We start from the raw sequence: 24,261 nt of genomic DNA on the forward strand, positions 1-24,261 counted from the left end.
GCGACCCTCTGCCCAGCCCGCAATTTCGTTCGGGCCTCTTTCGGTCGACGTTTCTTAAAGGCGAGGCCGAATGGGTGCGTTGGATCATTGGAATCCGGTGTTTCTTTCCCGCGAATTGAAGAAGAAACCGGAAGCGATTCGGGTCGACGGTCGCAACTTGGTTCTCTTTCGTACCTCCGACGACTCCGTCGGCGCGCTCGACGACTCCTGTCTGCATCGTCGGATGAAGCTGAGTTGCGGTCGAGTTACCGACGATCGCCTCGTCTGCCCGTATCACGGCTGGACCTTCGGCAAGTGCGGCGACGGCGAAAGCCCCGGCACTCCGAAGATGCACGCTCAAGCGGTGAGCTACGATGTGCGCGAGGCGCACGGAGTCGTGTGGTTGAAGAACGCGGGAGTCGAAGCGAAGTTTCCCGATTTTAAGCCGGAAGGCTACTACCAGCTTTGCGCATCCAAGTTCGTCGCGGAAGCGCCGCTGGAGCTCGCGCTCGACAATTTCAGCGAGCTCGAGCATTCCGCCTCGACGCATATTCTCTTCGGTTACGACTTAGAACGGCTTCCGGAAATGAAGATGACGGTGCGCGCCGACGAGCGCAACACGTACGTCGTCACGACCGGCCCTCACAAGAAGATGCATTGGTTGCCGAAGTTGCTGATGGGCCTCAAGACTGACGGCGAGTTCACGTCGGATTGGACGACCCATTTCTCGCCGGTCTACTCCATCTTCGACCACACGATCGTCGACGTCGACACGCGGAAGCCGGCGAAAGTGCAGTGGCGCTTGTGCGTCTTCTTCACGCCGATCGATGCGATGCAAACGCGGCTCACCGTGATCGTCTTTACGAAGTCGTCGTATCCGGGCCCGAACGGCGGAGTGCGACTCGCGAAGCCGATTCTTACGAAGATGTTCGAGTCGGAAATCAACCTCGATCTCGTCATCTTAAAAGACATTTCGGACAAGAACCCGTTGCTCACCGGCATGAAGTTGGGTCGCTACGATAAGGTGCTCGCTTTGAATCGTGAGCGGATCAATCGCGTCTATCGCGGTCTGGATACGCCGTTGAGCATGGCGGGAAGAGAGGGTGCGACGGCGGGCGACGGCACGTATGTCGACGCCGTGGATGTCGCGCCGATCGTCGCGGGGAAGCCGGCGACTGCGGCACCAATCATGCCTGCTTAGGATCATTAAGAACGCGACGGATCGTGGGCTCGTCGACCGGTTCGATGATTCCCCGTTCGCAAACGATCGCCCGAATCAGTCGGGCCGGCGTCACGTCGAACGCCGGATTGTAGACCTTCACTCACTCGGGTGCCGTCGACTTTCCGAAGCCGCGCGTGATCTCTTCGGCATTGCGTTGTTCGATCGGGATGCCGGAGCCGTCGGGAAGCTCGAGGTCGAACGTCGTCGAAGGGGCGGCGACATAAAACGGCACGCCATGCGCCGCGGCAACGACGGCAAGCCCGTAAGTGCCGATCTTGTTCGCGGTGTCGCCGTTGGCCGCGATCCGATCGGCACCGACGACGACGGCTTGCACGTTTCCTTCGCGCATCACCTGCGCCGCCATGTTGTCGCAGATGAGCGTCACGTCGAGGCCGCTCCGATGCAGTTCCCAGGCGGTGAGCCGAGAGCCTTGCAGCAACGGGCGCGTTTCATCGACGAACACGCGTAATCGCTTCCCTTCTTCGTGTGCCGTGTAGAACAACGCAAGCGCCGTTCCGTAGGCGCTCGTCGCGAGCGCGCCGGCATTGCAATGGGTAAGCACGCCGTCGCCGTCGCGTATGAGAGCCGCTCCGTGTCGGCCGATGGCGCGACACATCGCCGTGTCTTCCGCGTGGATCCGCCGCGCTTCTTCCAGCAGCAGTGTGCGCAACTCGGCGATCGAGACTTTTCCTCGTTGTCGCTGGGCAGCGGCGTGCATTCGATCGAGCGCCCAAAAGAGGTTCACGGCCGTCGGCCGGCTGGAAGCGAGATAGCTGCAAACATTCGTTACTCGTGCGTAGACCTCGGCTTCGTTCGCGGCCTCGATCCGTTGCAATCCGAGGCAGACGCCGTAGGCCGCGGCGACCCCGATCGCCGGCGCGCCGCGCACGCGCAGCGAGCGGATCGCTTCGAAGAGCGTTTCGATATCGCGACAAGCGACGTCGACCGTTTCGCCGGGAAGACGCGTCTGATCGAGCAGCGCGAGATGGCCGTCGATGTCACCGACCCAGTTCAAAGTGGGTGGCAGAAAGGGTGAGGCGATCGTCATGGGGGAAATTTCAAACGTTGGTTTAGTGTGCCGACGTCGGTGCGCCGGCGAGAATCTTCGCGATGTCGTCGCACATGGCATCGACGAGCGTGACGTGATGGGCGTTCCGATCGACATGCTCGACCCCGTCGAGGCAGCGCTCGATCACCGCGGCGAGCGTCTCCGCATCGACGTGGAAATCGCGCGCCGCATTTTTCGCGACCCCTTCCAGTTCGGCATCTTCGCGCGGTGCGGCACCGGTCGAGAGGTGCAGCATGGCGCGAAAAAAGTCGACGAGAAAGCCGATGCCGAGCCGAAGTCGTTCGCGGCGTTGCGAGGCTTCTTTGCCGGCGTCTTCGGCAAACTTTACGAGCATCTTCGCCGCGGTTTGCGAATCCCATTCGCCCGAAGAAAGCTGTTCGAGCCACTCGCGTCGGAAAGCGGAGAGTGCGGGATCGGCGAGCCGCGCCGCTTGCGCTAGGCTCCCCTCGGCAAGCAACGCCAAGCGTTCGGCGTCCTCTTCCGAGTCGACAAGCCCGGCCTGTCGAATCAGCCGCGCGAGGTCGACCGCAGCCAGAGGACGGAACCGCACGATCTGGGAACGCGAGCGAATCGTCGGGAGTTGTCGATCGGAGCCGGTACCGATCAGGATGAGCATCGACTTCGGCGGCGGTTCTTCGAGCGTCTTCAAGAGCGCGTTCGCCCCTTCTTCGTTCAAGAAGTCGGCGTCGTCGATCACGGCGATGCGCCTCCCGCCGCGAAACGGCTTCATCGCGATATCGTGGCAAAGCCCTTCGTGGTTTCTGTTTTCCTTACGGCCGATCAGCAACTCGAGCGGAATCTCGCTTTTATCGTTAGGCTTTGCCACACCGATCAGGTCGGGATGGTTGCCGGCGGCGACGAGCCGGCAATCTTCGCATGTGCCGCAAGGGTCGAGCGTGAGCGCGGTTCCGCCGCGGCAAAGCAGCGCTTGCGCGAGTTTTCCGGCAAACGATCGCTTCCCGACCCCCGCCGGCCCGACGAACAGAAACGTTCCCGTCACGCGGCCCGACGCATAACGTCGACGAAACTGCTCGACGACATCGTCGTGTCCGACGATTCCTTGCCACATGACGAAAACTCCGGAGGCGAGCCTATTTACGGCGTTGTTGCAGAGCGGAAAGCGGCCTGCGTGTGGTCGGTTGTCGCTCGCCCTGGGGGGCACGAATTCAGCGAGATTCTAACAAACCAAGCGCCATAAACGAGCGGAACGAAAGAAACTCGTCGACAGGCACGCCCCTTGCAATGCATAAGGTCGACGGGGCCGAGGGGTGTTTCGGCATATCTAACGTAAAACCGCCGAGATTTTCCACACACCGGCCTCAACCTCGTCTGCGGAAACACTCGATAAATAATCATGTCGTCGCGCGAAAACAGGGACGGTTCGATGACGACCAAGCCTATAAGGGGTGCTCAGGGATGAAGAGCAAGCAGTTTCGATTTCCGTACGCCATGATCGTTTGTTTGGCACTCGGCCAGACGCACGGCCTGATCGCTCAGCAACCGGCATCGTCGTCGACGACCGCTGCGGTAGCCGTTCAGACGGCGCGTAATGAGCTTCCGATCGGCAACCTTCAAGAACATCCGCTCAAGCGCGCCATCGAATTGGCGAACGCTTCGCTCCAGCAAGTTCAACAGACCAAGGATGCGTCGTTTATTCTCGTCAAGCGCGAGCGCATCGCCGGCAAGCTCTCCGGCTACGAAGCCGTGCAGATGAAATATCGCGTCGCTCCGTTCAGCGTCTATTGCCATACGCTCGGGCCGGTTCAACCGAAGGGGCGTGAAGCGATCTACGTCGAAGGCCGCAACGGCGGGAAAGCGCTGGTGCATGTGACCGGCTTCCAGCACAAGTTGCTCGGCACGCTGACGCTCGACCCGACTGGGCCCGACATGATGGACGGCAACAAATACCCGATGACGACGGCCGGCTTTCAGAAGATGCTGGTCAATATCTTGACGATGTATAAAGCGGAAATTCCGTTTGCCGAAAACGAAGTTCAGATCTTCCAAGGCGCCAAAGTCGATGGTCGATCTTGCACCTGCGTCCAAGTATCGCATCCGGTACGGCGTCCCGAGTTTGCGTTTCAAACTTCGCGCGTCTTCTACGACGACGAGACGAATCATCCGATCCGCTGGGAAGCGTATGAGTGGCCTCAAAAAGCCGGCGACCAGCCCGTGCTGACGGAAGAATACACCTACCGCAATATCCAGTTGAACCCAGGCCTCTCGGATCGCGATTTCGACTCCAAGAACCCTGCTTACGGTTACAACTAAACGCGACGTATCGAAGTCGTCGTGACCAACCCATAGAGACTCGGCCTTTTACGAGGCCGAGTCTCTTTTTTCGTTAGTGGTCGGTGAACCGGTTCGAGGTGATTCCGCCGCTTCCGAGGCAGGGGGAGTCGGTAGCCCGTCGGCTTGGGTTTTGTTATGCTTCGGGCGTAGCGGAGCGCGGTTGCAGCGGTTCCGTTGCGCGATCGGCGTCTCGTCGCCGTCGTATGCCCCTCGCCGTGAAATCGGGAAGACGAACATGACCTCGCCGTTGAAATCGCTGGTTGCCTCGGGCACGAAACTTTGGCTCGATTCGATCGACCCGGAATTGGTCGTGAGCAATCGTGCGCTGGGTGCGACGGGAGCTACGAGCAATCCGATCATCATCGCCGACTTGCTGAAAACGGGGCGCTTCGACTCCGAGATCATCGAGTTGATCGCGAAAGGAGGCGACGACCACGCCATCGCCTGGGACGTGACCGATCGCCTCGTGAGCGGCGCTCAAGAAAAGTTTCGCGATGTGTGGGACCAAACGCGAGGCGACGACGGCTATGTCAGTTTCGAGCTCGACCCACTCTTGGAAGACTTAGAGCTCGGGCCGCCGCATGCCGAGCGCGTCGCGAAGTACATCGAGCTCGGGAAGAAATGGTCGAAGGGGCATAAGAACCGGATGATCAAGGTTCCCGCGACTCCGGCGGGGCTCGGCGCGTTGGAAGAGTTGGCGGCGCATGGCGTTCCCTTGAACGTCACGCTGATCTTCTCGATGCGGCAATACGAAGAAGCTCGCAACGCGGTCTGGCGCGGCGCGCAACGCCGTAGCGACCTTGCGACCTTCAAAAGCGTTTACAGCATCTTCGTCTCGCGGCTCGACGTGTATACCGAAAAAGCAGTGCCGCAACTTTCGCCGGCCGCTCAGGGCCAAGTCGGCATCGTCAACGCGAAACGGATCTGGAAGGCCAATCTCGACTTTTGGACTCCGAAAAAGACCCCGCTCAAGCAAGAGATGATCTTCGCGAGCACCGGCACTAAGAAGCCGGAAGATGCCCCGTGGAAGTATGTCGAAGCGTTCGCAGGGAGCGATATCGAAACGAATCCGCCGGGCACGAACGCGGCCGTCGAGAACAGCGGGCGAATGTTCACTCGCCACGTCGATGAAATGCCGTCGGCCGCAGTCTTGGCCGAAATAGATCGGCTGGTCGACATGCAAAAGTTGGAACAGACCTTGATGCAAGAAGGGTTGGCGAAGTTCTCCGATCCGTTTAAAGCCCTGCTCAAGCTCATTGCCGGGAAGCGAACGCTCTCGAAGTAGACGTCGCTGCTTGCCGCCGCACACGCGGCGCTTCATTCAAACACCAAACTATTTATCCGGAACGGCGAACATGGCCTCGATCGATCCTTATGCTTACTGCCCGTGCGGCAGCGGCAAGAAGCTCAAGTTTTGCTGTAGCGATATCGCCGACGAGATCGGGAAGATTCAAGACATGCTCGCCGGCGGGCAGCGGGCCGCTTGCCTCGACTACATTGAGTCGCTCGAAAAGAAGTTCCCCGATCGTGCTTATCTCATGACGACGAAGGCGCTGCTGCAATCGGCCCTGGGGTCGGATGCCGCCGCTGCGGCCACATTAGACGAGTTCCTGAAGAAGGAACCCAATAATCCCGTTGCGCTCGCCGAGCAAGGTCTCGTACAAGCTTCCTTGCATGGCCCCTTGGCGGGCATTCAACCGCTGCAAAAAGCTCTTGAAGCCGGCAAGGAATCGCTTTCGGGGCGGGTCGTTGCCAGCGTTGCGCGGCTGGGCGAAATGTTGCTCATGGATGGTCAGGTGATGGCGGCTCGCGGCCATTTCATGCTGGCCTACAGCATGAACCCGCAAGATGAAACGTCGTTGCAATTGCTCGCGCGGTTCTTCTCCGCTCCGACGATCCCGCTGCCGCTGAAGAACGAGCAGACCTTGGTATCCGCTCCCGCCGGTGTGGCGTGGCAAGCCGAGTTCGATGCCGCGGTCGAAGGGGCTCGTCGAGGAATTTGGCAGAGTGCCGCGAATAAAATCGCCGCGATCGCGGAGCAAAATCCCACGGCCTCGGAGCCGTGGCGCAACTTGGCGATCTTGCGCTCGTGGCTTGCCGACACGCCCGGCACGATTGCCGCGCTCCGCAAGCTTTCGAAGCTCGACATTTCTTGGGACGACGCCGTCGAGGCGGAAGCCCTCGCGCAAATCCTCGACTCCGGCGAAGATGTCGATGTCGTTGACGACATGCGCATGTCGTTCGACATTCGCGACTTCGATCGCGCTACGGAAACCTTAGCCACGGACAAGCGCGCCGCGGCTTGTGCTTGGGAGTCGCTCCATATCGACTTAGGAGAGCAACCGAAGCCACGTTCGGCTTTCTTCCTCCTCGATCGGCCGTTGCCTGTTTCGGGTGTCGATATCCGCCGCGAAGATGTGCCGTACATCATTGCGAAGCTGCTGGTTTTCGGTCGGCAAACCGATCGCGAAGCCCGGGTCGACGCGTATGTTCGCCGGCCCGATATCGACGCCGTAAAGAAGATGCTGAGTGAAGTGCTCGGCGATGCGATTGCGCCGGCAGGCGAGCCGGAGAAAGTCGGCGACGTTCCGACTGCCGAAGCATCGCTCAGTTGGAGTTGGCGCTTGCCCGAGGATGTTGCGCCGGCTCATGTGCGCAAGATCGTCGACGAGCAACGGCGTGAAACGGTGTTGAACGTTTGGCCGAATACGAAGTCGGCGCGCTTTGGAGGCAAGACCCCACTCGAAGTCGCCGGCGATCCCAACGTCGCCATCCCCCTGGCTGCGGCCGTGCTGCTGATCGAACTCTCGTTTACGCAACCCTCGGTCGAGCCGATCTTCGCCGAGTTGCGCACTAAGCTTGGTGTTGCACCGCCGCAAACGCCCGACCCGGCTTCGTTCGGGCCGCTCGGCGTTCCTTACACGCGCCTGCATCGGCTCGACCCGAAGTCTCTTTCCGAAGAAGATCTCTTCACCGATTTCCAGCGCGGCTTGCAGGTCATCGCGCGGCAAGCGGTTCGCAAGCTCGGACATGAGATCATCTCGCGGCCGGGCCTAGATGAAAAAGTCGACATGGCCGGCGTGTACGGACACCTCGCCGATCTCGAAGACGGCAGCGACGACGCGGTGCGCTATTTGGATCTCGCACGTCAAGCAGCCGAGAAGCGCAAGCAATCGACCGCACCGTGGGACTTGGAAGAATTGGAACTCCGACTCCGTCGCGGCGAAGTGCAGGAGTTCGGTCGCTTGGCCGATCATATCCAGGCGCAGCATTTGCGCGAGCCGGGAGTCGCCCAGGCTCTGATGCAGATCCTATATTCGGCCGGCATCGTCGACGCTCAAGGCCGTCCGCGCGGCCCGATGCCGGGAGCCGGAGGGGATGCGCCGGGCCTGGTCATGCCGGGCTCTCCCGCTTCGCCGAGCGAAGGAAACAAGCTGTGGACGCCCGACGGCGGCGCTCCTGCTCAGGCGAGCGCCGGCGGAAAGTCGGGCCTTTGGATGCCCGGCATGGATTAATTTGTGCCGTGTCGCAAAAACCGACTCAGACCGGGGACGTCGTTCGCGAGCTCGATGCGTGGCACATGGCCCGCGCGCTGGAGTTAGCCGCGCTCGGTCGAGGAGGTGCCGAACCGAACCCGCTGGTCGGCTGCGTGATCGCGCAGGGTGCCGAGATCATCGGCGAAGGCTACCATCGACGCTTCGGCGGGCCGCACGCCGAAGTGGCTGCGCTGGCCGTCGTCGGTGAGCGGGCTCGCGGAGCCACGGCATATGTCACGCTGGAGCCTTGTTGCCACTTCGGCAAAACCCCTCCATGCACGAAAGCGTTGCTCGCCGCCGGCGTGCGACGCGTGGTCGTCGCGATGCGCGATCCGTTCCCCAAGGTCGACGGCGGCGGTATCGAAGAATTACGCGCTGCGGGCGTCGAAGTCGAAGTCGGACTGCTGGAAGAGGAAGCTCGTCGCCTTAACTCGCCGTATTTGAAGCTGCTTTCGACCGGTCGGCCGTGGGTCATCGCGAAGTGGGCGATGACGCTCGACGGCAAGATCGCGACCCGCACGGGAGATAGCCGCTGGATCTCGTCGGAAGAATCGCGCGCGATCGTGCATGAGCTGCGCGGACGAGTCGATGCCGTTATCGTCGGGGCGGGAACGGCGCGCGCCGACGATCCGCAACTCACGGCCCGTCCGCCCGGCCTACGAACGGCGTTGCGCATCGTCGTCGATGATTTGGCGAGTCTGGATCTCGACAGTCGCTTGGCGACGACGGCGCGCGAAGTTCCGGTCGTCGTCGCCGCGGCGGCGAATGCTTCGCCGATCTATGCCACGCAACTTCGCGACCTCGGCTGCGAGGTCTTGTTGCTGGAAGGAGCAGATCGCAAAGATCGCCTAGCGAACTTGCTCGACGAACTCGGGCGACGTCGCCTGACGAACGTGCTCGTCGAAGGAGGGGCCTCGCTGCTCGGCGTGTTCTTCGATGCCGGTCAGGTCGACGAAGCGGCGGTTTTCATCGCGCCGAAGATCGTCGGCGGGCGAGAAGCTCACGGCCCGGTCGCAGGTACGGGAGCTTCTCGAATGATCGATGCTGTCGAGCTCGAACAAGTCGAGCGTCGCTTCGTCGGCAACGATCTATTTCTGTCGGGGCGCGTCCGTAAACCGGTCGAAAAAGCCGACGGAACCTGAGCGAAGTTCCGTCCGTAGCGGTCGTGCCGATCGTAGTGAATGCCGGCGTTACGGATACCTCGAAGCAAGGGCGTTCGCCCTGCCGATCGAGAGGTGTGGCCTAGAGTTGAGCGGATTTCACCGGCGCTCCCTCAGATATCGCTTCATCGCTCCATGCGCGCTCGAGAAACGACGCTCGATTCCTTCGTACAAGGTGCGCGCAAGCTCTATAGCTTGCCTGCGGTCGCCGTCGAAGTGTTGTCGTTGGCCGATGACCCGAAGGCGGACTCGTCGCGATTGAAGACGTGCATCGAGCGCGATCCGGCCCTGACTGCGCGGCTGTTGCGCGTCGTCAATAGTTCGATGTTCGGTTTGGTTCGACCCGTCGCCGATTTGAACCAAGCGATCGCCATGCTCGGCGCAAACGCGTTGAAGTTGCTGGTGCTCGGCTTCAGTTTGCCCGAACAACTCTTCGCGGCTAAGGCATCCGACGTGCTCCGGCTGTATTGGCGACGCGCACTGACGCGTGCCGTCGCAGCCCGCGATCTTGCCGCTGCCGTCGGGGATCGACACGGAGACGAGGCCTTCATCGCCGGGCTCTTGGGGGATCTCGGGATCTTGGTGCTCGTGCAAGAAGGAGAGGATCGCTATCTACGGCTCTTCCTCCGTGCTCAAGACGAAGGAACATCGCTCGTCGACGCCGAACGACGTGTTTACGGATTCAATCACATCGAGTTGACGGTGAAGATCCTAAGGGAATGGAAACTCCCTGCGTCGATCGTCGAGGCGGTGAGTTGCGGGCTCGCGGAGTCGCCGGCGGAGAATTCCGAGCTTGAGAGCCGCCCGTCCGGCGCGCAGATTCTGCATTGTGCGAATCTCTTGGCCGAACTATTGGTCGAAGAACGAACGGACCTCTGGCCCGAGCTGCTGGACATCGCCGAAGAGCAGTGGCGCTTCGGTGCCGACCGGTTGGCGGAGCTTTCCGAATCGCTCCAAGAAAAAGTCGATCATCTCGCCAAGGCTTTGAACTTGGAACTGGCCGACGGCCGTTGCTATCGCGACACGCTCGAACGGGCACGACAAAAAATCATCGTCGCCTCGGAAGCGGTGGCGGACGAACTTCTGCACCTGCGCCGCAACGACGCAAACGAACCGTCGGCAGAGCTTTTGAACGATGCCGAGTCGTTGCACCGTGAAGTCGAAAACGCTCACCGTGACGCCGCGCTATTGACGTCGGCCCATCAGACGTTGCGCAACGAAACGGCTCGGATGGCGACATTGCTCTCCGCGAAGTCATCGACGGTCGCCAAGGAGCCTGCGGCACCGACGTCGCCGCCGAAGATCGACGAGCTCGATGCGGCGCTTCGGCAGGCGGTCGTGGAATGTCGGCAGTCGCGCGCGCCGCTGAGTTTGGTTTTCGTCGAGCTCGATCGTTTTTCGGAATCGGTCGAGGAGTTCGGGATGTTGTGGGGAGAGTATGCCTCCCGCACTTTGGCCGATGTTTGCGCCGCGATCGATTGGCCGAGGTTGCGCGTCGTCGGAGAGGGGGCCGATCGTCGCGCGCTGATTCTCGCGAACGCCGATCGTTACCAAGCTTCGCGAATCGTGGGAGAGATCGTGCGTCGCTATCGTGCGCTCTGCCCGCTCGATGAGGTCGGCTCGACGACGCTGAGCACCGGTGCCGCCACGGTTGCGATGCCGGCTCGCAACTTTCCGTCGGAAGAGCTGCTCGCCGCCGCACGTCGCTGTTTGTACGCTGCGAAAGTCGCCGCCGGCGACAACTCGAAGAGCATCGAAATCAGCTGAGCCGGCGCGCTAACGGTGCATAAGGCTTCCGGGGACCTGTCGATCCGGCGGTCGATTTGTTAGGTTGCAAGTTCGCCTAACCGTCCCCTTGCGAAGAATGTCTCTTGGACGAATATATCGCTCATCAACCGGAAGCAGACACGGAGCAGATGCCTTCCGAGGTTCCGCCCACGATCACGACGGCTCCGCTTCGACGTCGCCGAATTTTGCTGCCGCTGGTATTGTTCTTGCTGACTTGTTGCTCGACGTTCTACGCGGCCGGCGTGCGCGATTTCGATCCCACCGTATGGCCGCCGCTGGTCGACATGGATTGGCGCAGCGGCTTGATGTATATGGCTGCCGTCATGTCGATCTTATTGGCGCATGAGCTAGGGCACTTTCTGCAAGCAGTGCGCTATCGCATTCCGGCGAGCCTTCCCTATTTCATTCCGATGCCGATCTTGCCGCTCGGCACGATGGGAGCCGTGATCGGCATGGAAGGGTCGCGCGCCGATCGACGCCAGCTCTTCGACATCGGCATCTCGGGCCCTTTGGCAGGGCTCGTCGTCGCGATCCCCGTGGCTTGGTATGGGATCAAGACCGCGGTCCCTTACGAAGGGCTTGAGCCGCCGCTGACGTTGATGGATCCACTCGTCTTTCAGTGGATGACCCGCTATCTTCATCCGGATCTGCCGGCGAATCAGGTCTTCGAGTGGAATCCGTTTTATATGGCCGGCTGGGTCGGCATGCTGATTACGGGCCTCAATATGATGCCGATCAGCCAACTCGACGGCGGTCATACCGCCTACACGCTCTTCGGACGCCGCGCTCATTTGTTGGCGCGCGGCGTCGTGATGGCGGCGATCGCGTTTATGATTTGGAACCAGCAGCTTCAATGGGGCTTGATGCTGCTGCTCGTCACTTTCATCGGGCTCGATCATCCCCCGACGCGCGACGACCGAGTCGAGCTCGGCTGGCCGCGCAAGATCATCGGCCTCGCGGCTCTGACGATTCCGATCTTCTGCTTCGCGCCGATTCCGATCAGCGTGGGGCTGGAGTAATCGGCGCGCGTTTGAGAACGAGCGGTGTGAGGTAGCGCCACGAGAGGCCGCAGAAGATCAACGCTCCACCGGCGATCGTCCACCAGGCGGGCCGTTCTTGAAAGCAGAGCCAAACCCAAATCGGCCCTAGGATCGGTTCGAGTAACCCGATGCCCGAGCCTTCTTGGCCCGAGATGGTACGCATGCCGCGCGCAAAGCAGAAGTAGGCGGCTCCCATCTGCAAACCGCCGAACGCGATCAGGCCGAGCCATTGATTGCCGCTCGGCCAGATGCCGGTTTGCCAAGGAGTGGGCGAAAGGAGAACGGCCGTCGTGGTGAGGTTCACGACGATGAGCCAAGCCGGATCGTAGTGGCGCAGCTTGCGCAGAAAGTAGATCACTCCGGCATAGAACAGCCCGGAGAGAAAGCCAAGGAGGACGCCGCGCGGCGCGGTGCCGCTCCAATCGGTGCCGGATAGTTCGCAGACGAGAATGAGGCTTACGCCGGCGACCGAGAAGACGAGCGTCGTGAGATCGCGGCGATCGAGCGTTTCGCCCGACAACCGGGCAAAGATGCAAACCCAAAGCGGAGCGATGTTCTGCAACCAAATGGCGTTGGCCGTGGTCGTCCAGACCATCGATTGCAGAAACGTGACGCTCATCGCGAAGAATACGATCAGCATCGGAAGCAGTTTGATGCTGAGGCGCGGGGTGCGCACGAGCGGCAGCAACACGAGGGCCGCGAACAGGGCGCGCCAAAAAGCCAGCAGCAGGCCGCGTTGTTCGTGAGGCCAATCCGCGAAAAGCGTGTTCTTGACGAACAAGCCGTTGGAGCTCCAAAGTAGCGCCGCTGCGACTACGAAGAGACGTCCGCGCGTCGAGTCCGAAAGAATGGGCATCCGGGGAGTATAAGAAAGGGCCGAAGGCGACGACAGACGGAAACGAGATCCGGAGGCGGCGTATTTTTTCGGCTGGGACGCTGATTCGCCTTGGACACTTTGCCGACCGCATTCATACTACGGCCCCCTTCCAGTTCGTGGTCGTATGCTCGGAAAACGGATGAATACTTCGACTCCGATTCGCCTCAGCGATTTTCAGCAGATCATGCTGTATTGGAATGACGTTTGGCCGTTTCAAGTGGTCGACGTCGTCGAGGTGCGCGCGGTCGTCGATCCGGTTGCGCTTCGATCGGCCGCAGGTGCGGAGTTGGAACGGATGGGCGCGGTCGGACCGATATTGAGTGCGCGGCGTGAGGACTACACGTTTCGGGGCGGCGCGGCGAACGTCGAGGTGCGCAGCATTGCGAACCATCCGGAGAAGTCTTCGGACGTCCAATTGCAAGAAGAAGTCGTCGCAGAGCTCTCGCGACGTTTCACGGCGAATGAAGATGAGTTGATCCGACTTTGGATCATTCCCACGCCGAGCGGCACGATCGTCGGCATGACGTGGCAACATTGGTTTGCCGACGGCCTCACCGCGGCCGATCTTTTGCGCCGGATTCTGCGCCGCCTGCTCGATCCAGCCGGCGACGATGGACCGTCGCTGACGGATCTTTCTTCACCTGTAGAAAGCCCTTTCGAACGCTGTGGTGCGGCGCTCTATTTGAAGGCGACGGTCGATGTACTACGCGTGATGACGACAAGCCCAACCGTTGCTTGCGACGAGCCGATATTCAACGGCACGCTCTCGGCCGTTCCGGCGCTCGTCGCGCAGCCGCAAGATTGCTTGGCGAAGCTATCTCAACTTTCTAAGGCGTGGCGAGTGACCGTGAACGATCTTGTCGTGGCGGTGTTGATGAAGGCGTTTCAGGAAACGTCGGACGTCGCACTCGGGGACCGGTCGTTGAGGACGCGCATCGGGAACATCGTCGACTTGCGCCGCTTCGGTGACGAATCGTTGGCCTGCAAGGCAGGACAGTTTCTCGCTTTGATGTTGCTCGACGCTCCGCATTCTGCCGGGATGTCGTGGCGCGAGCGTGTGACGAAGATAAACCGGCGCTCGACCTATTTGAAAGAGTCGCATCTGTTTACTTCGACTCTCGGCGCTTTCCGCTTCGGCCGGAGAATCCTGGCCGTCATGCCGAGGCGGTTTCTGCCGGATGCCATCGCAATGTCGATGCGCATGTCGGCCGTCATCACGAACCTGCGATTGCCCGACGCCTGGAGCGCAGCGAAATGGACCGAGCTTACGCACGGCTACCGGCGCTTTCTGCCGCCGAACCTCTGTTCGTCGATCGTGCTCGGGCTGACGACGAAAGGGAAGGAACTCACGATGACGTTCACCATCCGCGATGGCGTCGGTTGTGAACGAACGTTACAGCCGGCTTTCGAGCGGGAACTGAATTCGTTACTCAAAGAAGTGCCGACGTAGCGGAACTGCGCGTTACTGCTCGCTGGAAGCCTGGTTCGGCAGGAGCCGAGATGGCGAATCGTGAATCGCATCTCTTTTAATAGTAATGACATGCGACGATCGCGGCCCCGGCTTTTCAAGGCCTGATTTCGGCGACTTTTTTGCTAACCGTAAGCTATGGTTTCCCATCAGCGCCCGCGGTTGCGATTCCCGTAAGAGGCTCGAAATGCTTCCGTTCTTATTGATGGTTGCCGTGTTGAACCTAACCATCGGCTTTTTAGTCGCGGTTTATACCGGCGCGGCGCCGCGCTACTACAATCCACGCTTTCCGGTTTTGCGCGAAGGGCGTCGAGCGCCGACCGGACTGATAGCGAGAATCGTCGGAATGTTGCGACCCGGTAAAAGCGTTTAGCCCGATGGGCTCGTTTCGGGTTGAATCGCAAAGGGTGCGAAGAGTCTAATCGGACTTTCGCGATCGCTCGTCGTCGTTGCTCGCAAGGGCCGACCTTCGTACGAGCGACGTCTTCGTTCTCGCATTCTTCGGTATCTCGATGCTGCTCTATTGTATTCGTCATGGTGAGACGACGTACAACGCCGAAGGGCGTATTCAAGGTCAACTCGATACGCCGTTGTCGGACCTTGGTCGGAGGCAAAGCCTCGCGGTCGCCAAGGCATTGGCGTCGCTGCCCATCGAACTGATCGTCAGCAGTCCGCTCGCGCGAGCCTACACGACCGCGGAGCCGTTGGCGAAGGCGCTCGGTGTCGACATCCGCACCGATGACCGACTTAAAGAGATCAACGCCGGAATCTTCCAGAACCTCGTGCCGAGCGAGATGGCCGAGCGATTTCCGGAAGAGACCGCGAGTTGGAAGTCGCACGATCCCGACTATCGCATTCCTCAAGGGGAATCGCGACGCGAGTTGATGATGCGCGGCGCGGCGGCGCTGGCGGATCTTCTGCATTCGCCGCTGAAAACGGCCGCCGTCGTCGCCCACGGCGGCTTGCTCACCGCCGCCTTCAAAGGGCTGCTCGGCATTCCCGCCGAGCGCAGCCCGTTTATGCTTTACAACGGCTCGATCAACGTCTTGGAATTCACGGGGCAGATCCGACTCATGTCGTTGAACCAGATCGATCATCTGCGCGACGCCGACGGCACGCTGCAATCGCGGCTCGGCGATCTTTAAACGGTCGATTGCGCCGGCGCGCTGTTTACGAATTCAATTCGAGGATCACTTCGATCTCGACGGGGATATTGCCCGGCAGCGATCCCATTCCTACGGCGCTACGCGCGCCGATGCCGGCCTCTTCGCCCCACACCTGAGCCCAAAGTTCGCTGCAACCGTTGATGACGGCCGGATGCGTGAGGAAGTCGGATGTCGCGTTGACCATGCCAAGCGTCTTGATGACCCGCTTCACTCGGTCGAGGCTGCCGAGTTGCGAGCGAAGCGTCGCCAGAATCGTGAGCCCGACTTGCCGAGCCGCATCGTAACCGGCTTGCTGATCGAGGTCTTGCCCGACGCGCCCCGTCAACATCGTGCCGTCGTTTTTTAAGGGCCCGTGACCGGAAACGTAAGCCAAATTATTGACGATCACTACCGGCTTATAAACACCGCCGAGCTTCGGCACCGGAGGAAGTTGCAGGCCAAGTTCTTTAACGCGGGCTTCGGCACTCATAATGGCATTCGCGATTGTAGGTGTAGGATTCTTGAGACGACTCAGCCGAAGGGCCGACGGCACATCGGCAGATGTGAGCGACGATTCTACCGGTCGCTTTGCGAGGGGTAAAGCAGGAGTAATGCGAGGCCCTCAACGAGCATCGGGCACCGGCCGCAACACGATCTGTCGCACGTCCATCACCGCCGCCTTCGCTTTGGTTTTCGGCTTGATGGCGAGCACGTATCGCCCGGGCTTCGTAAGCTCGAGATTGCCGATCACTCGCGGTTTGAAGTTCTGGAAGTGACCGGTGTCTTCGACGGTCATCGTCAACGTCTGCTCGCCGACGATCACGTCGACCACACTCCCGCCGTTCCCGGTTCCGCATCCTTGCGACACCTCGACCTCGAATCGACCCGGGGTTGAGACTGTGAATTCCCAAGTCGCATAGTCGGTCGGATCGATCCAGAATCCGAGCGTGTTTTTGTGCGGCAGTGGTTCATAGCGCAATTGCACTCCGTGGACCTCGGCATAGCGCGCCGGGAGCAAGATGCTGCCGTCGGCCGCTTGCGGATTCGGCACATAGCCGGGGTTCGGCGTGGGCATGCGAGCATCGACCGCGCGCCGCCACGCGTCGAGTTGCTTTGCGAGCCGCTCCACGATCTCCGGCTTCTCAGCAGCCAAGTTGCGCGACTCGCCGAGGCCGGCTTTCAAGTCATATAGTTCGCGGCGTCCGTTTTCATAAAACTCGATGAGCTTCCATTGCCCGGCACGAATCGCACCTCCCGGCCGGCCACCTTGGTTGGCATAGTGCGGATAATGCCAATAGAGCGCTTCGCGAGCGCGTGCGGGAGCTTTCTCATCCGTGAGGTCATCTTTTAAGAGACTCGCGATGCTCACGCCATCGACCGGCATGGCAGGCAACTTACTCAGCTCCAAGACCGTCGGAAGAATGTCGCAACTCCAAACTGGAACATCGCTCGTGCGCGGCTTCGCCTCTTTTGATTTCATAGTTCCGAAGCCGCTGATCACGAGCGGCACTCGAATTCCTCCTTCGTACAGATAGCCCTTCCCTTCTCGTAGCGGGCCGTTGTACGTCGCTGGTGTGTTCGGGCCTTCGGTCGTTGCAAGGCCGCCGTTGTCGGACGTGAAAACGATCAACGTCTGCTCCGAGAGCTGCAATCGTTCGAGTTCGGCGACGATCCGGCCGACTCCGGCATCGACCCGTTCCAACATGGCGGCATAGATCGGATTCTCTTGCCGACCGTGAGCGACGCCGTCCCAAGACTTGTACTTGGCAACGGCATCGTCGGGAGCTTTGAGCGGCGTATGAACCGCATAATGCGGCAGATATATGAAGAACGGCTTCTCTTTATTCGCCGCAATGAATCGGATCGCTTCCTCGGTTAAGCGATCGGTTAGGTATTCTCCCGGCTTCGCGCTTTCGAGGCCCGGCATGAATTGCGAAGGTTGCCCAGACTTGTTGCTTTGAAAGGGAGAGAAGTAACTGCGCGGCGTGCCCGTATGGTCGCCGGCGATGTTGAGATCGAATCCTTGTTCGCGCGGACCGTAGCCTTCGCCGCCGAGATGCCACTTGCCGATGTGAGCCGTAGCGTAACCAGCCGAGCGCAGAACTTCGGCGAGCGTCGTCTCTTCCAACGGCAACTCCTGACGGATTTGCGGACGATTTAACTTCTGATCCGGCCGGTCGCCGCGCCCCGGCAGCCAATCGGTAAGATTCAATCGGGCGGGCACCTTGCCGGTCATCAATGCTGCGCGCGTCGGCGAGCAGACAGGGCAAGCGGAATAAGCGTCCGTAAATCGAATGCCCGACGCCGCGAGCGCATCGAGATGCGGCGTCCGATGAAACGTACTGCCGTAACAACCAAGATCGGCCCAACCGAGATCATCGGCGACGATGAGCACGATATTCGGCCTACGCAGATTGCCAGCTACATCCTCGGCGAAAATCGTGTGCTGTAAACTAGCTGTGGCGAGGAAGAGCGTAGCAATTCTCTGTAGTAATCGGCAGAATAACTTCCGACCGGTTCGCTGTCGGCTAACGGGCTGCATGGACTTCGACTCCTCACTTGGACGGCTTTGACGGCGGCGAGCGAGCGCTAGTATCGGTCGCGAGCACCTACCGGTCAAACAGACTTACGGATGAATCGACACATGGCAAGACCTCGTAAGCTCAGCAACAAGCTTGAGAGTAATCTGATGCACTTGCGGCGTTCTTGTTCATGCTGCTTTCAGGCGTGGTGCTGGCTCGTCGTCGCACCGTTCTTCGCTCACGCAGCGGACGAGCCCAAGGTCGCAGAGCGGTGGGCTCTGCTGATCGGCGTCGACGATTACGCCAACGCCAACGATTTGAACTATTGCGGAGCCGACCAACGGTCGTTGCGCGATCGGTTGCGAGCTTCGGGCTTTCCCGAAAAACAGATCTTCCTGATGCACGACAAGGCGGAAGAAAACCGCTATCGGCCGTCGCAGCGTAATATCGAAAAACAGCTCGACGTGGTTCTCAGCCTCGCCGGAGAAAACGATCTCCTCATCGTCGCCTTCAGCGGGCATGGCGTTTCGCTCGACGGCAAAAGCTACCTCTGCCCGAACGATGCCACGCTGCAAGACCCGGCGACGCTCGTAGCCCTCGACAGCCTCTACGAGCGGCTCCGTGATTGCTCCGCGAAACTCAAGCTCGTGCTCGTCGACGCCTGCCGCAACGATCCACGCGTCGGCGGCGCGCGATCGATGACGCCGACCGAAGAAACCAAAGCCTTGGCTCGCAACCTCAAAGATTTGCGACTGCCGGAAGGAGTCGTGCTGCTCAATAGCTGCGCGCCGGGCGAAATCTCGCGCGAAGACGAGAAGTTCGGGCACGGTGTCTTCATGAACTTCATCTTGGAAGGCTTAGGTGGCGCGGCCGACAAAGACGGCGACGGCGCCTTATCGCTGTACGAGCTCCAGTCGTATGCGAGCATCAAGACGAGAGTCTACGTTGCCGACCGGTTCAATGATTCGCAGCGCCCCTTTTATAAGATCGAAGGGGAAGCGGCTTCGATGGAATTCGCGCTATTGCCGACCGGACCGATCAGCAATGAAAAACGGTGGACGAATACGGTCGGCCTTGAGTTCGCATTGATTCCTCCCGGCGAGTTTCAGATGGGTGCCGTCGACGACGATCCCGATGCCGACGACGATGAATTGCGGCATAAAGTGAGAATCACGAAACCGTTTTATCTCGGAATTCATGAGGTGACGCACGCTCAGTTTTCGCAGTTCGTGAAGGCGGACAACTATAAGACCCAAGCGGAAACGGACGGCGCCGGCGGCTGGGGCTACGATGAAGCGACGGATACGTTGTCGGGCCCGAAACCGCAGTACGATTGGCGGAACACCGGTTGGCCGCAAACGGATGAGCATCCGGTGGTGAACGTCACTTGGCGCGACGCAAAGGCGTTTTGCGATTGGCTCTGTCGCAAGGAAGGGAAGAACTATCGCCTACCGACCGAAGCGCAATGGGAATATGCCTGCCGGGCCGGAGCAGCGACGAAGTATTTCCACGGAGACGATCCGGAACGGCTCGCGGAATTCGCCAACACGGCCGACGCGGCTTTCAAAACGAAGAAGCCGAGCGGGCACGCATACGGCATCGATGCGGACGACGGCTTTGTGTTCACCGCACCGGTCGGCCGACGGAAGCCGAATGCGTTCGGGCTATACGACATGACCGGGAACGTGTGGGAATGGTGCGACGATTGGTACGACCCGCAATTCTACAGCCGATCGCCTGAGAATGATCCGTTCGGGCCGGTCGAGGGGACCTTAGGCGTCTATCGAGGCGGGAGTTGGTTCAGCCGGCCGGCGTATGCTCGTCCTTCGAATCGGGGCGGCGACTCGCTGGAATATCGCGACGACAGCTTGGGATTTCGCCTCGTCTTAGCCCCCTGAGGTTGTGTCGAAGCTCAGTTCGCTTCCACGTACTTCACGTGCACCACCCCGATGAGATTGCCGGGAGCAACTCCCTTGGCGTGTTTGACCGTCTCCGCGACCTTTTCTCCGGCGGTGGTACCGACCGCACGTTCGGAACTCGCCGTGAGCGTGTAGAAGGCGGCGGTGATCATGCCGATCTGATCGGAAAACTTGTAGCGCGCGGCGAGCGACTGCGACGCATCGACCACAGTGAAGCGGCGCATTTCGTTCTTCTCATTGTCGTTGGAGAGGAAGCCCTGCACTTGCCACAGCGCGACGTTGTTCACCTTGAATGTGTCGGGCAAGGTCGGATCGAGGACCCAAGACCGCGCCGTGTCGAGGCCGACGCGCTTCCCGATGATCCAGGTCTCGATCCCCTTGGTCGATTCCTTTTCCGAGACCGTGTTTAAGCCGTCGACCAAGAGGCGCATCGCGACCGGTTGCTTGCCGGAGTGTTCGACCTGAATAGTATACGTTTCCCCTTTGCGGAGTTCGACGATCCAATCGTTGCCGACGGCTTTGCCTGGTCGCTCGACTCCGCCGACCATGATCCGCAGCCGAAATGGAAACGCCGGATCGAGAAACGGGTGCGGGCCCTTGGCACGCTCGTCGGCTTCGCGCACCACCTTGTCTTCGATCGGCTTGATGTCTTCGCCCGGACGCTGACGGTCCGGCTGCCGATCCTCGGGTCGGATAACCGAACTCTTGCCGATCATCGCCCATTCGCTTTCGTTGAGCAGCGCGGTGCCGCCGGAGTGCCCGAGATCGGCGCTTCCTTCGGTTTGCGTCAACTTGCATTGCACATGCACGACGCGCGGATTTCGCGCAGCACCTTCTGCCTGATCCCCTTTGAGCTTGCCGATGACGACGACAGGCATTCCTCCGGTCGAGGCGGAAAGTCCCTTGAGCGCCGCATCGGAGCCGAGATCGGCAAGCCCGAAGCGATGCTGCTTCAACGCGGTTTGTACCCTGTGGCGATCGACGACGCTGAACCGTCCGCTGCCGAGATCGATGAGTCGCTCTTGCAGCATTTCGGCGCACGAGTTGCCGAGCAAGCCGAACTCCTTTCCTAAGAGCTCGCCCCCATCGGTATCATTGATGAATTCCAGCACGCCGATCTTCGCGACTTTATTTTCGATGAGCTTATCGGCCAATTGCTCGGCGACGTCGTTGATTACGGTCTTCAGCGATTGCGGCGTAAGGCGTACGACCGTCGGGACGCCGTCGATCGCCGAGCGGACGATACGCACCGGCGTTTGCAGTCGGCCGAGCCTTCCTTCGCTGGTGCGTTTCACGGCGCGATGCACGTAGTCGAACAGTTCGTCGATGTTGACTTCGCCGTCGCCACTGGTGTCGGCATTCCCTTTAAGCCCTTCATTGAGCCAATAGGTAAAGAGAGAGTGCTGCTTTTCGTCCCAGATTTGGCTCGGCTGATTCGCGGTCGAACTTGCGATGGTAACGACGTTCGCCAGATCGCCGAATTGATTGCCGATCTCTTCGGAATTCGCTGGGGCTTTCGTAGGATCTTTGCCGCCTCGCTCGCTCCCCGCATGGCAGGCGTCGAGAATCAGCAGCTTGAAGCCGGCCGGGCAGGCAGCGAGCCGTTCGCGTAGCCATTGCACCGCAACACCGCTTTTTTCAGGGCTTTCAGGATCGCAATCGATTGGCGCGAGATACATCTTACCATCGGCGGCGCGAAAGCCGTGACCCGAGAAATAGACGACGATCCGGTCGTCGGCGGCGGGCTGCGCAAGAAACGTCGTCACCGCTTGCTCGATCACCGCGCGGCGCGGCTTCTTGTCGTCGGCCGCACCGTCGTGAATCGCCGTGATCCGCTTCGGGTCGTAGCCGCCGCGAGCGACGAGCGTTTCGCGAAGCGTGTCGACATCGCGACGGATGAAGTCGAGACGACGCGCCTTTTCATACTCGCCGCACCCGATCAGCAAAGCCCACGACTTCGGCCGCGCGGCCGGAGCATCCGCCGCGAGCGCGCGTCGACCTTGGTCGAACGCACCTGCCCCGAACAAGCCGACGACGATCAGGCCTACGCATACTTGACGAAGATCGGTCGTGAACGAACGACGACGGGAGATCATGGCAACCCTCTTAAAAGCGAAACGAAGGGTTCTAGCGGCTTACGGTTTTAAGTAAATCGGACGGGTCGAGAAATCGTAGAACTGCGGCTCGTGGCGAAGTTTGCCGTCGGTTTCGGCGAAGTTTTTCTCGTTCGCCGCGATGTACTTCAACACACGGTCGCGGATGTCGCGGAAGGCGACGTCGATCGGCTGGCGCGGCGGACTCACCGCGAGACTTTCGATCAGCCCGAACGGCAAGGTGTGCATGAAGTCTCCCTGCTTGAGCGTGAGGTCGGCGCCGGTGCGGCGCTTGAGAGCGTCGATCGTGTCGTTCGACAAGCTAAACGAATACGAAACCTCCTTCGTGGTGCATGCGCTGATGACGACAGTGTCGGGCTGCCCGATATCCTTCAATCTGCCGAGCTCGCCGGTGAGGAAATCGAAATTCGCGATTTCGGCTGCGCGTTCAGCCGGCTTCAACGACTTCTCGTTTTTGGCGAATCCTCCGGCGTGGCAAGTGGCCATCATCACGACTACCTTCCGGCCCGCCAGCTTCTGCAGCCAATGACCGAAGAGATCGTCGGTGACGCAGGACTGGTGAATCAAGACCATGTTCAACAGTTTATTAAGCTGCTCATCGCCGAGCTTTTTCATCGTCTGCTGGTTCGCGGCGATAAAAGCCTCGAAAACTTCCAAACTGCGGCGATCGTCGTCGGAAATGGTTCCCGCAGTGCGCTGCTTCCTGAAATGAGAATATAAACTGAGGTCGGCGAATTCCTGGGTCATGAAGTATTCGTCTTTGCCGTCGCGCTCGTCGCCGTTGTCGTCGTCGACGCCGTCACCATGCGTTTCGATAAAGATCACGACGGTATCCCCCGGCCGCGTCACCGAGGGGAGCCACTTCGTAATTCCTTCTTCGATGCCGGCCTTTGTGGCCTCTTGGTTGACGAGAATGCGGACTTCGTCCAAGTGAGAAACTTCCTTCATCACTTGTGCGGTGAGCCGTGCGTCTGGTGCGCAGCAATCCAAGTTAGGGGACCATTTCCCCTCGTGGATTTCCTTATATCGATCGTTGTATTTGAACTCCGACACGCCGAAGAACAGCCCCACGCGCCGGCCGGTCGGTTCCTCGGTCTTCGGATCGGAAGCGTAGGTCGTGATGTCGATCGAGTCTTCGGCCCAACCTTTCGGGTCGGCACTGCCGAGCGCCTTCTTCGTGTCTTCCACGACTTGCGGAGGTACCTTGTTGAATCGCCCCTCGTAGAGCTCTTGCGCCGACAACGACGGGAGCTTCTCTTTAGAAGCGATCACCTTCAACGTTTCGCGTCCATACGGAGCGCCGACGGTCCAAGTGAACGTATCTCCTTCGGCGGGGATCGACGTCGGTTGCTTGGCGCGAAGCAGATTGTCGGGCTGCGCGGAATTCGGAAAAATCTGATAGACCTTACCGTCGGCTTGTTTGTAGAGCACATAGGCATAAGCGTCGCTCTCGCTTGTGACCTTCACGACGAGCGGATCTCCGTGACGATACTGCCGCGTGACTCGATCCACGCCGATGCGGACGAAGAAGCTCGGGTCTTCCTGCTTGATCGCTTCGGGATCATCCTTCGCCGGCGCTTCATCGGCAGCAGTTGCCGGCCGCGACCAGAAGGCGAACGTAAAGAGAGCGACGCACGCGAAGATGCCGACGATCGTATGTTTCCGGCTTTCAAACTGAATCATCATCGCGCGTCCTTGGGATTTAATCCGGAACGGTTCCATTGACTTTTCGAGCTCAGCCGCGGCCGATGGAGACGCTCTGCGCCACAAATCGCGGCAGTTCGTATTCGGGAAAAATTACCCCGCGAAGTATCAAGTATAAAGGGTGCTCGAGTGACACACCAATTTCTCAGGCGTTTCACAAGCGGCGCGGCGAGTTATCTGCACTGCGCCCGGCGGTTTCACTTCTTTTCAGTCGGCGCCACCAACCGCATTTCCGCCGATTCTCCGCCGACACCGACTTAAGAAGCAGCCGGCCGTGTATTTCGGTGTCATCTATCGGTAGCTGGTGATACCTGCGCGCTAGAATCATGCTCGCATGGATGAAGTCTTCATGGAGCCGGAATCGGCCATCAAGAACCGCGTGCTTCAAGAGCATGCCGGAACTACCGCCGCCGTTGCCGCAATACC

General features: G+C 60.1%; 17 protein-coding genes and 1 pseudogene. 11 read left to right on the forward strand and 7 right to left on the reverse strand.

The annotated features are described in order from the left end of the window. Nucleotides 1–70: 70 nt before the first annotated feature. Complete coding sequence (locus tag K8U03_24055; GenBank protein MCE9607971.1) at nucleotides 71–1,180, forward strand: Rieske 2Fe-2S domain-containing protein; 1,110 nt, start codon at nucleotides 71–73, stop codon at nucleotides 1,178–1,180. Here K8U03_24055 and mtnA read toward each other — a convergent pair. Together mtnA and K8U03_24065 are read right to left on the reverse strand one after the other, a co-directional pair. Continuing rightward, a pseudogene (gene mtnA, locus K8U03_24060) lies at nucleotides 1,167–2,249 on the reverse strand (S-methyl-5-thioribose-1-phosphate isomerase). The gene K8U03_24055 and the pseudogene mtnA overlap by 14 nt on opposite strands. A gap of 22 nt (nucleotides 2,250–2,271) precedes the next feature. Further along, complete coding sequence (locus K8U03_24065) at nucleotides 2,272–3,339, reverse strand: DNA polymerase III subunit delta' (protein MCE9607972.1); 1,068 nt, start codon at nucleotides 3,337–3,339, stop codon at nucleotides 2,272–2,274. Between the two features lie 380 nt (nucleotides 3,340–3,719). On the opposite strand from K8U03_24065, the gene K8U03_24070 reads away from it, so the two are divergent. The 6 genes from K8U03_24070 (at nucleotide 3,720) to K8U03_24095 (ending at nucleotide 12,065) form a co-directional block, all read left to right on the forward strand. Then, nucleotides 3,720–4,541, forward strand: a complete 822-nt coding sequence (locus tag K8U03_24070; GenBank protein MCE9607973.1) for a DUF1571 domain-containing protein — start codon at nucleotides 3,720–3,722, stop codon at nucleotides 4,539–4,541. A 256-nt stretch (nucleotides 4,542–4,797) separates the two neighbouring features. After that, nucleotides 4,798–5,847 carry a transaldolase gene (locus tag K8U03_24075; protein MCE9607974.1) on the forward strand — a complete coding sequence of 350 codons (1,050 nt, stop codon included), beginning with the start codon at nucleotides 4,798–4,800 and terminating at the stop codon, nucleotides 5,845–5,847. A 70-nt stretch (nucleotides 5,848–5,917) separates the two neighbouring features. Continuing rightward, nucleotides 5,918–8,077 (forward strand): hypothetical protein, encoded by a 2,160-nt coding sequence (locus K8U03_24080; protein MCE9607975.1) that lies wholly within the window; start codon nucleotides 5,918–5,920, stop codon nucleotides 8,075–8,077. Between the two features lie 65 nt (nucleotides 8,078–8,142). After that, the gene (gene ribD, locus K8U03_24085; GenBank protein MCE9607976.1) at nucleotides 8,143–9,240 is read left to right on the forward strand and encodes a bifunctional diaminohydroxyphosphoribosylaminopyrimidine deaminase/5-amino-6-(5-phosphoribosylamino)uracil reductase RibD; all 1,098 of its coding nucleotides are present in this window, start codon (nucleotides 8,143–8,145) and stop codon (nucleotides 9,238–9,240) included. Between the two features lie 153 nt (nucleotides 9,241–9,393). Continuing rightward, nucleotides 9,394–11,025 (forward strand): HDOD domain-containing protein, encoded by a 1,632-nt coding sequence (locus tag K8U03_24090; GenBank protein MCE9607977.1) that lies wholly within the window; start codon nucleotides 9,394–9,396, stop codon nucleotides 11,023–11,025. Nucleotides 11,026–11,129: 104 nt separating this feature from the next. Next, nucleotides 11,130–12,065, forward strand: coding sequence for a site-2 protease family protein (locus K8U03_24095; protein MCE9607978.1), 936 nt, complete (start codon nucleotides 11,130–11,132; stop codon nucleotides 12,063–12,065). Here the strand turns inward: K8U03_24095 and K8U03_24100 are convergent. After that, nucleotides 12,046–12,942: an EamA family transporter gene (locus K8U03_24100; protein ID MCE9607979.1), complete on the reverse strand. Its 897-nt coding sequence runs from the start codon at nucleotides 12,940–12,942 to the stop codon at nucleotides 12,046–12,048. The genes K8U03_24095 and K8U03_24100 overlap by 20 nt on opposite strands. 160 nt (nucleotides 12,943–13,102) lie before the next feature. Here K8U03_24100 and K8U03_24105 point away from each other — a divergent pair, with 160 nt between their 5' ends. From K8U03_24105 to K8U03_24115, 3 genes are all read left to right on the forward strand, one after another. Then, the gene (locus K8U03_24105; protein ID MCE9607980.1) at nucleotides 13,103–14,413 is read left to right on the forward strand and encodes a hypothetical protein; all 1,311 of its coding nucleotides are present in this window, start codon (nucleotides 13,103–13,105) and stop codon (nucleotides 14,411–14,413) included. Between the two features lie 205 nt (nucleotides 14,414–14,618). Further along, nucleotides 14,619–14,804, forward strand: a complete 186-nt coding sequence (locus K8U03_24110) for a hypothetical protein (GenBank protein MCE9607981.1) — start codon at nucleotides 14,619–14,621, stop codon at nucleotides 14,802–14,804. A 139-nt stretch (nucleotides 14,805–14,943) separates the two neighbouring features. Beyond that, entirely contained in the window at nucleotides 14,944–15,576 is a 633-nt protein-coding gene (locus tag K8U03_24115) for a histidine phosphatase family protein (GenBank protein MCE9607982.1), read from the forward strand. Between the two features lie 25 nt (nucleotides 15,577–15,601). Here the strand turns inward: K8U03_24115 and K8U03_24120 are convergent, their stop codons facing one another. After that, nucleotides 15,602–16,066 carry a RidA family protein gene (locus K8U03_24120; protein MCE9607983.1) on the reverse strand — a complete coding sequence of 155 codons (465 nt, stop codon included), beginning with the start codon at nucleotides 16,064–16,066 and terminating at the stop codon, nucleotides 15,602–15,604. A 132-nt stretch (nucleotides 16,067–16,198) separates the two neighbouring features. Further along, nucleotides 16,199–18,118, reverse strand: coding sequence for a sulfatase-like hydrolase/transferase (locus K8U03_24125; protein MCE9607984.1), 1,920 nt, complete (start codon nucleotides 18,116–18,118; stop codon nucleotides 16,199–16,201). A 102-nt stretch (nucleotides 18,119–18,220) separates the two neighbouring features. Here K8U03_24125 and K8U03_24130 point away from each other — a divergent pair, with 102 nt between their 5' ends. Further along, complete coding sequence (locus K8U03_24130) at nucleotides 18,221–19,996, forward strand: SUMF1/EgtB/PvdO family nonheme iron enzyme (protein ID MCE9607985.1); 1,776 nt, start codon at nucleotides 18,221–18,223, stop codon at nucleotides 19,994–19,996. Between the two features lie 14 nt (nucleotides 19,997–20,010). Here K8U03_24130 and K8U03_24135 read toward each other — a convergent pair whose 3' ends face one another. Together K8U03_24135 and K8U03_24140 are read right to left on the reverse strand one after the other, a co-directional pair. After that, nucleotides 20,011–22,113, reverse strand: a complete 2,103-nt coding sequence (locus K8U03_24135) for a caspase family protein (protein MCE9607986.1) — start codon at nucleotides 22,111–22,113, stop codon at nucleotides 20,011–20,013. A gap of 39 nt (nucleotides 22,114–22,152) precedes the next feature. Next, entirely contained in the window at nucleotides 22,153–23,817 is a 1,665-nt protein-coding gene (locus K8U03_24140) for a DUF4384 domain-containing protein (GenBank protein MCE9607987.1), read from the reverse strand. Nucleotides 23,818–24,261: the final 444 nt, after the last annotated feature.

This window comes from Planctomycetia bacterium, from assembly GCA_021413845.1.
In the GTDB taxonomy this organism is placed as follows: domain Bacteria; phylum Planctomycetota; class Planctomycetia; order Pirellulales; family PNKZ01; genus PNKZ01.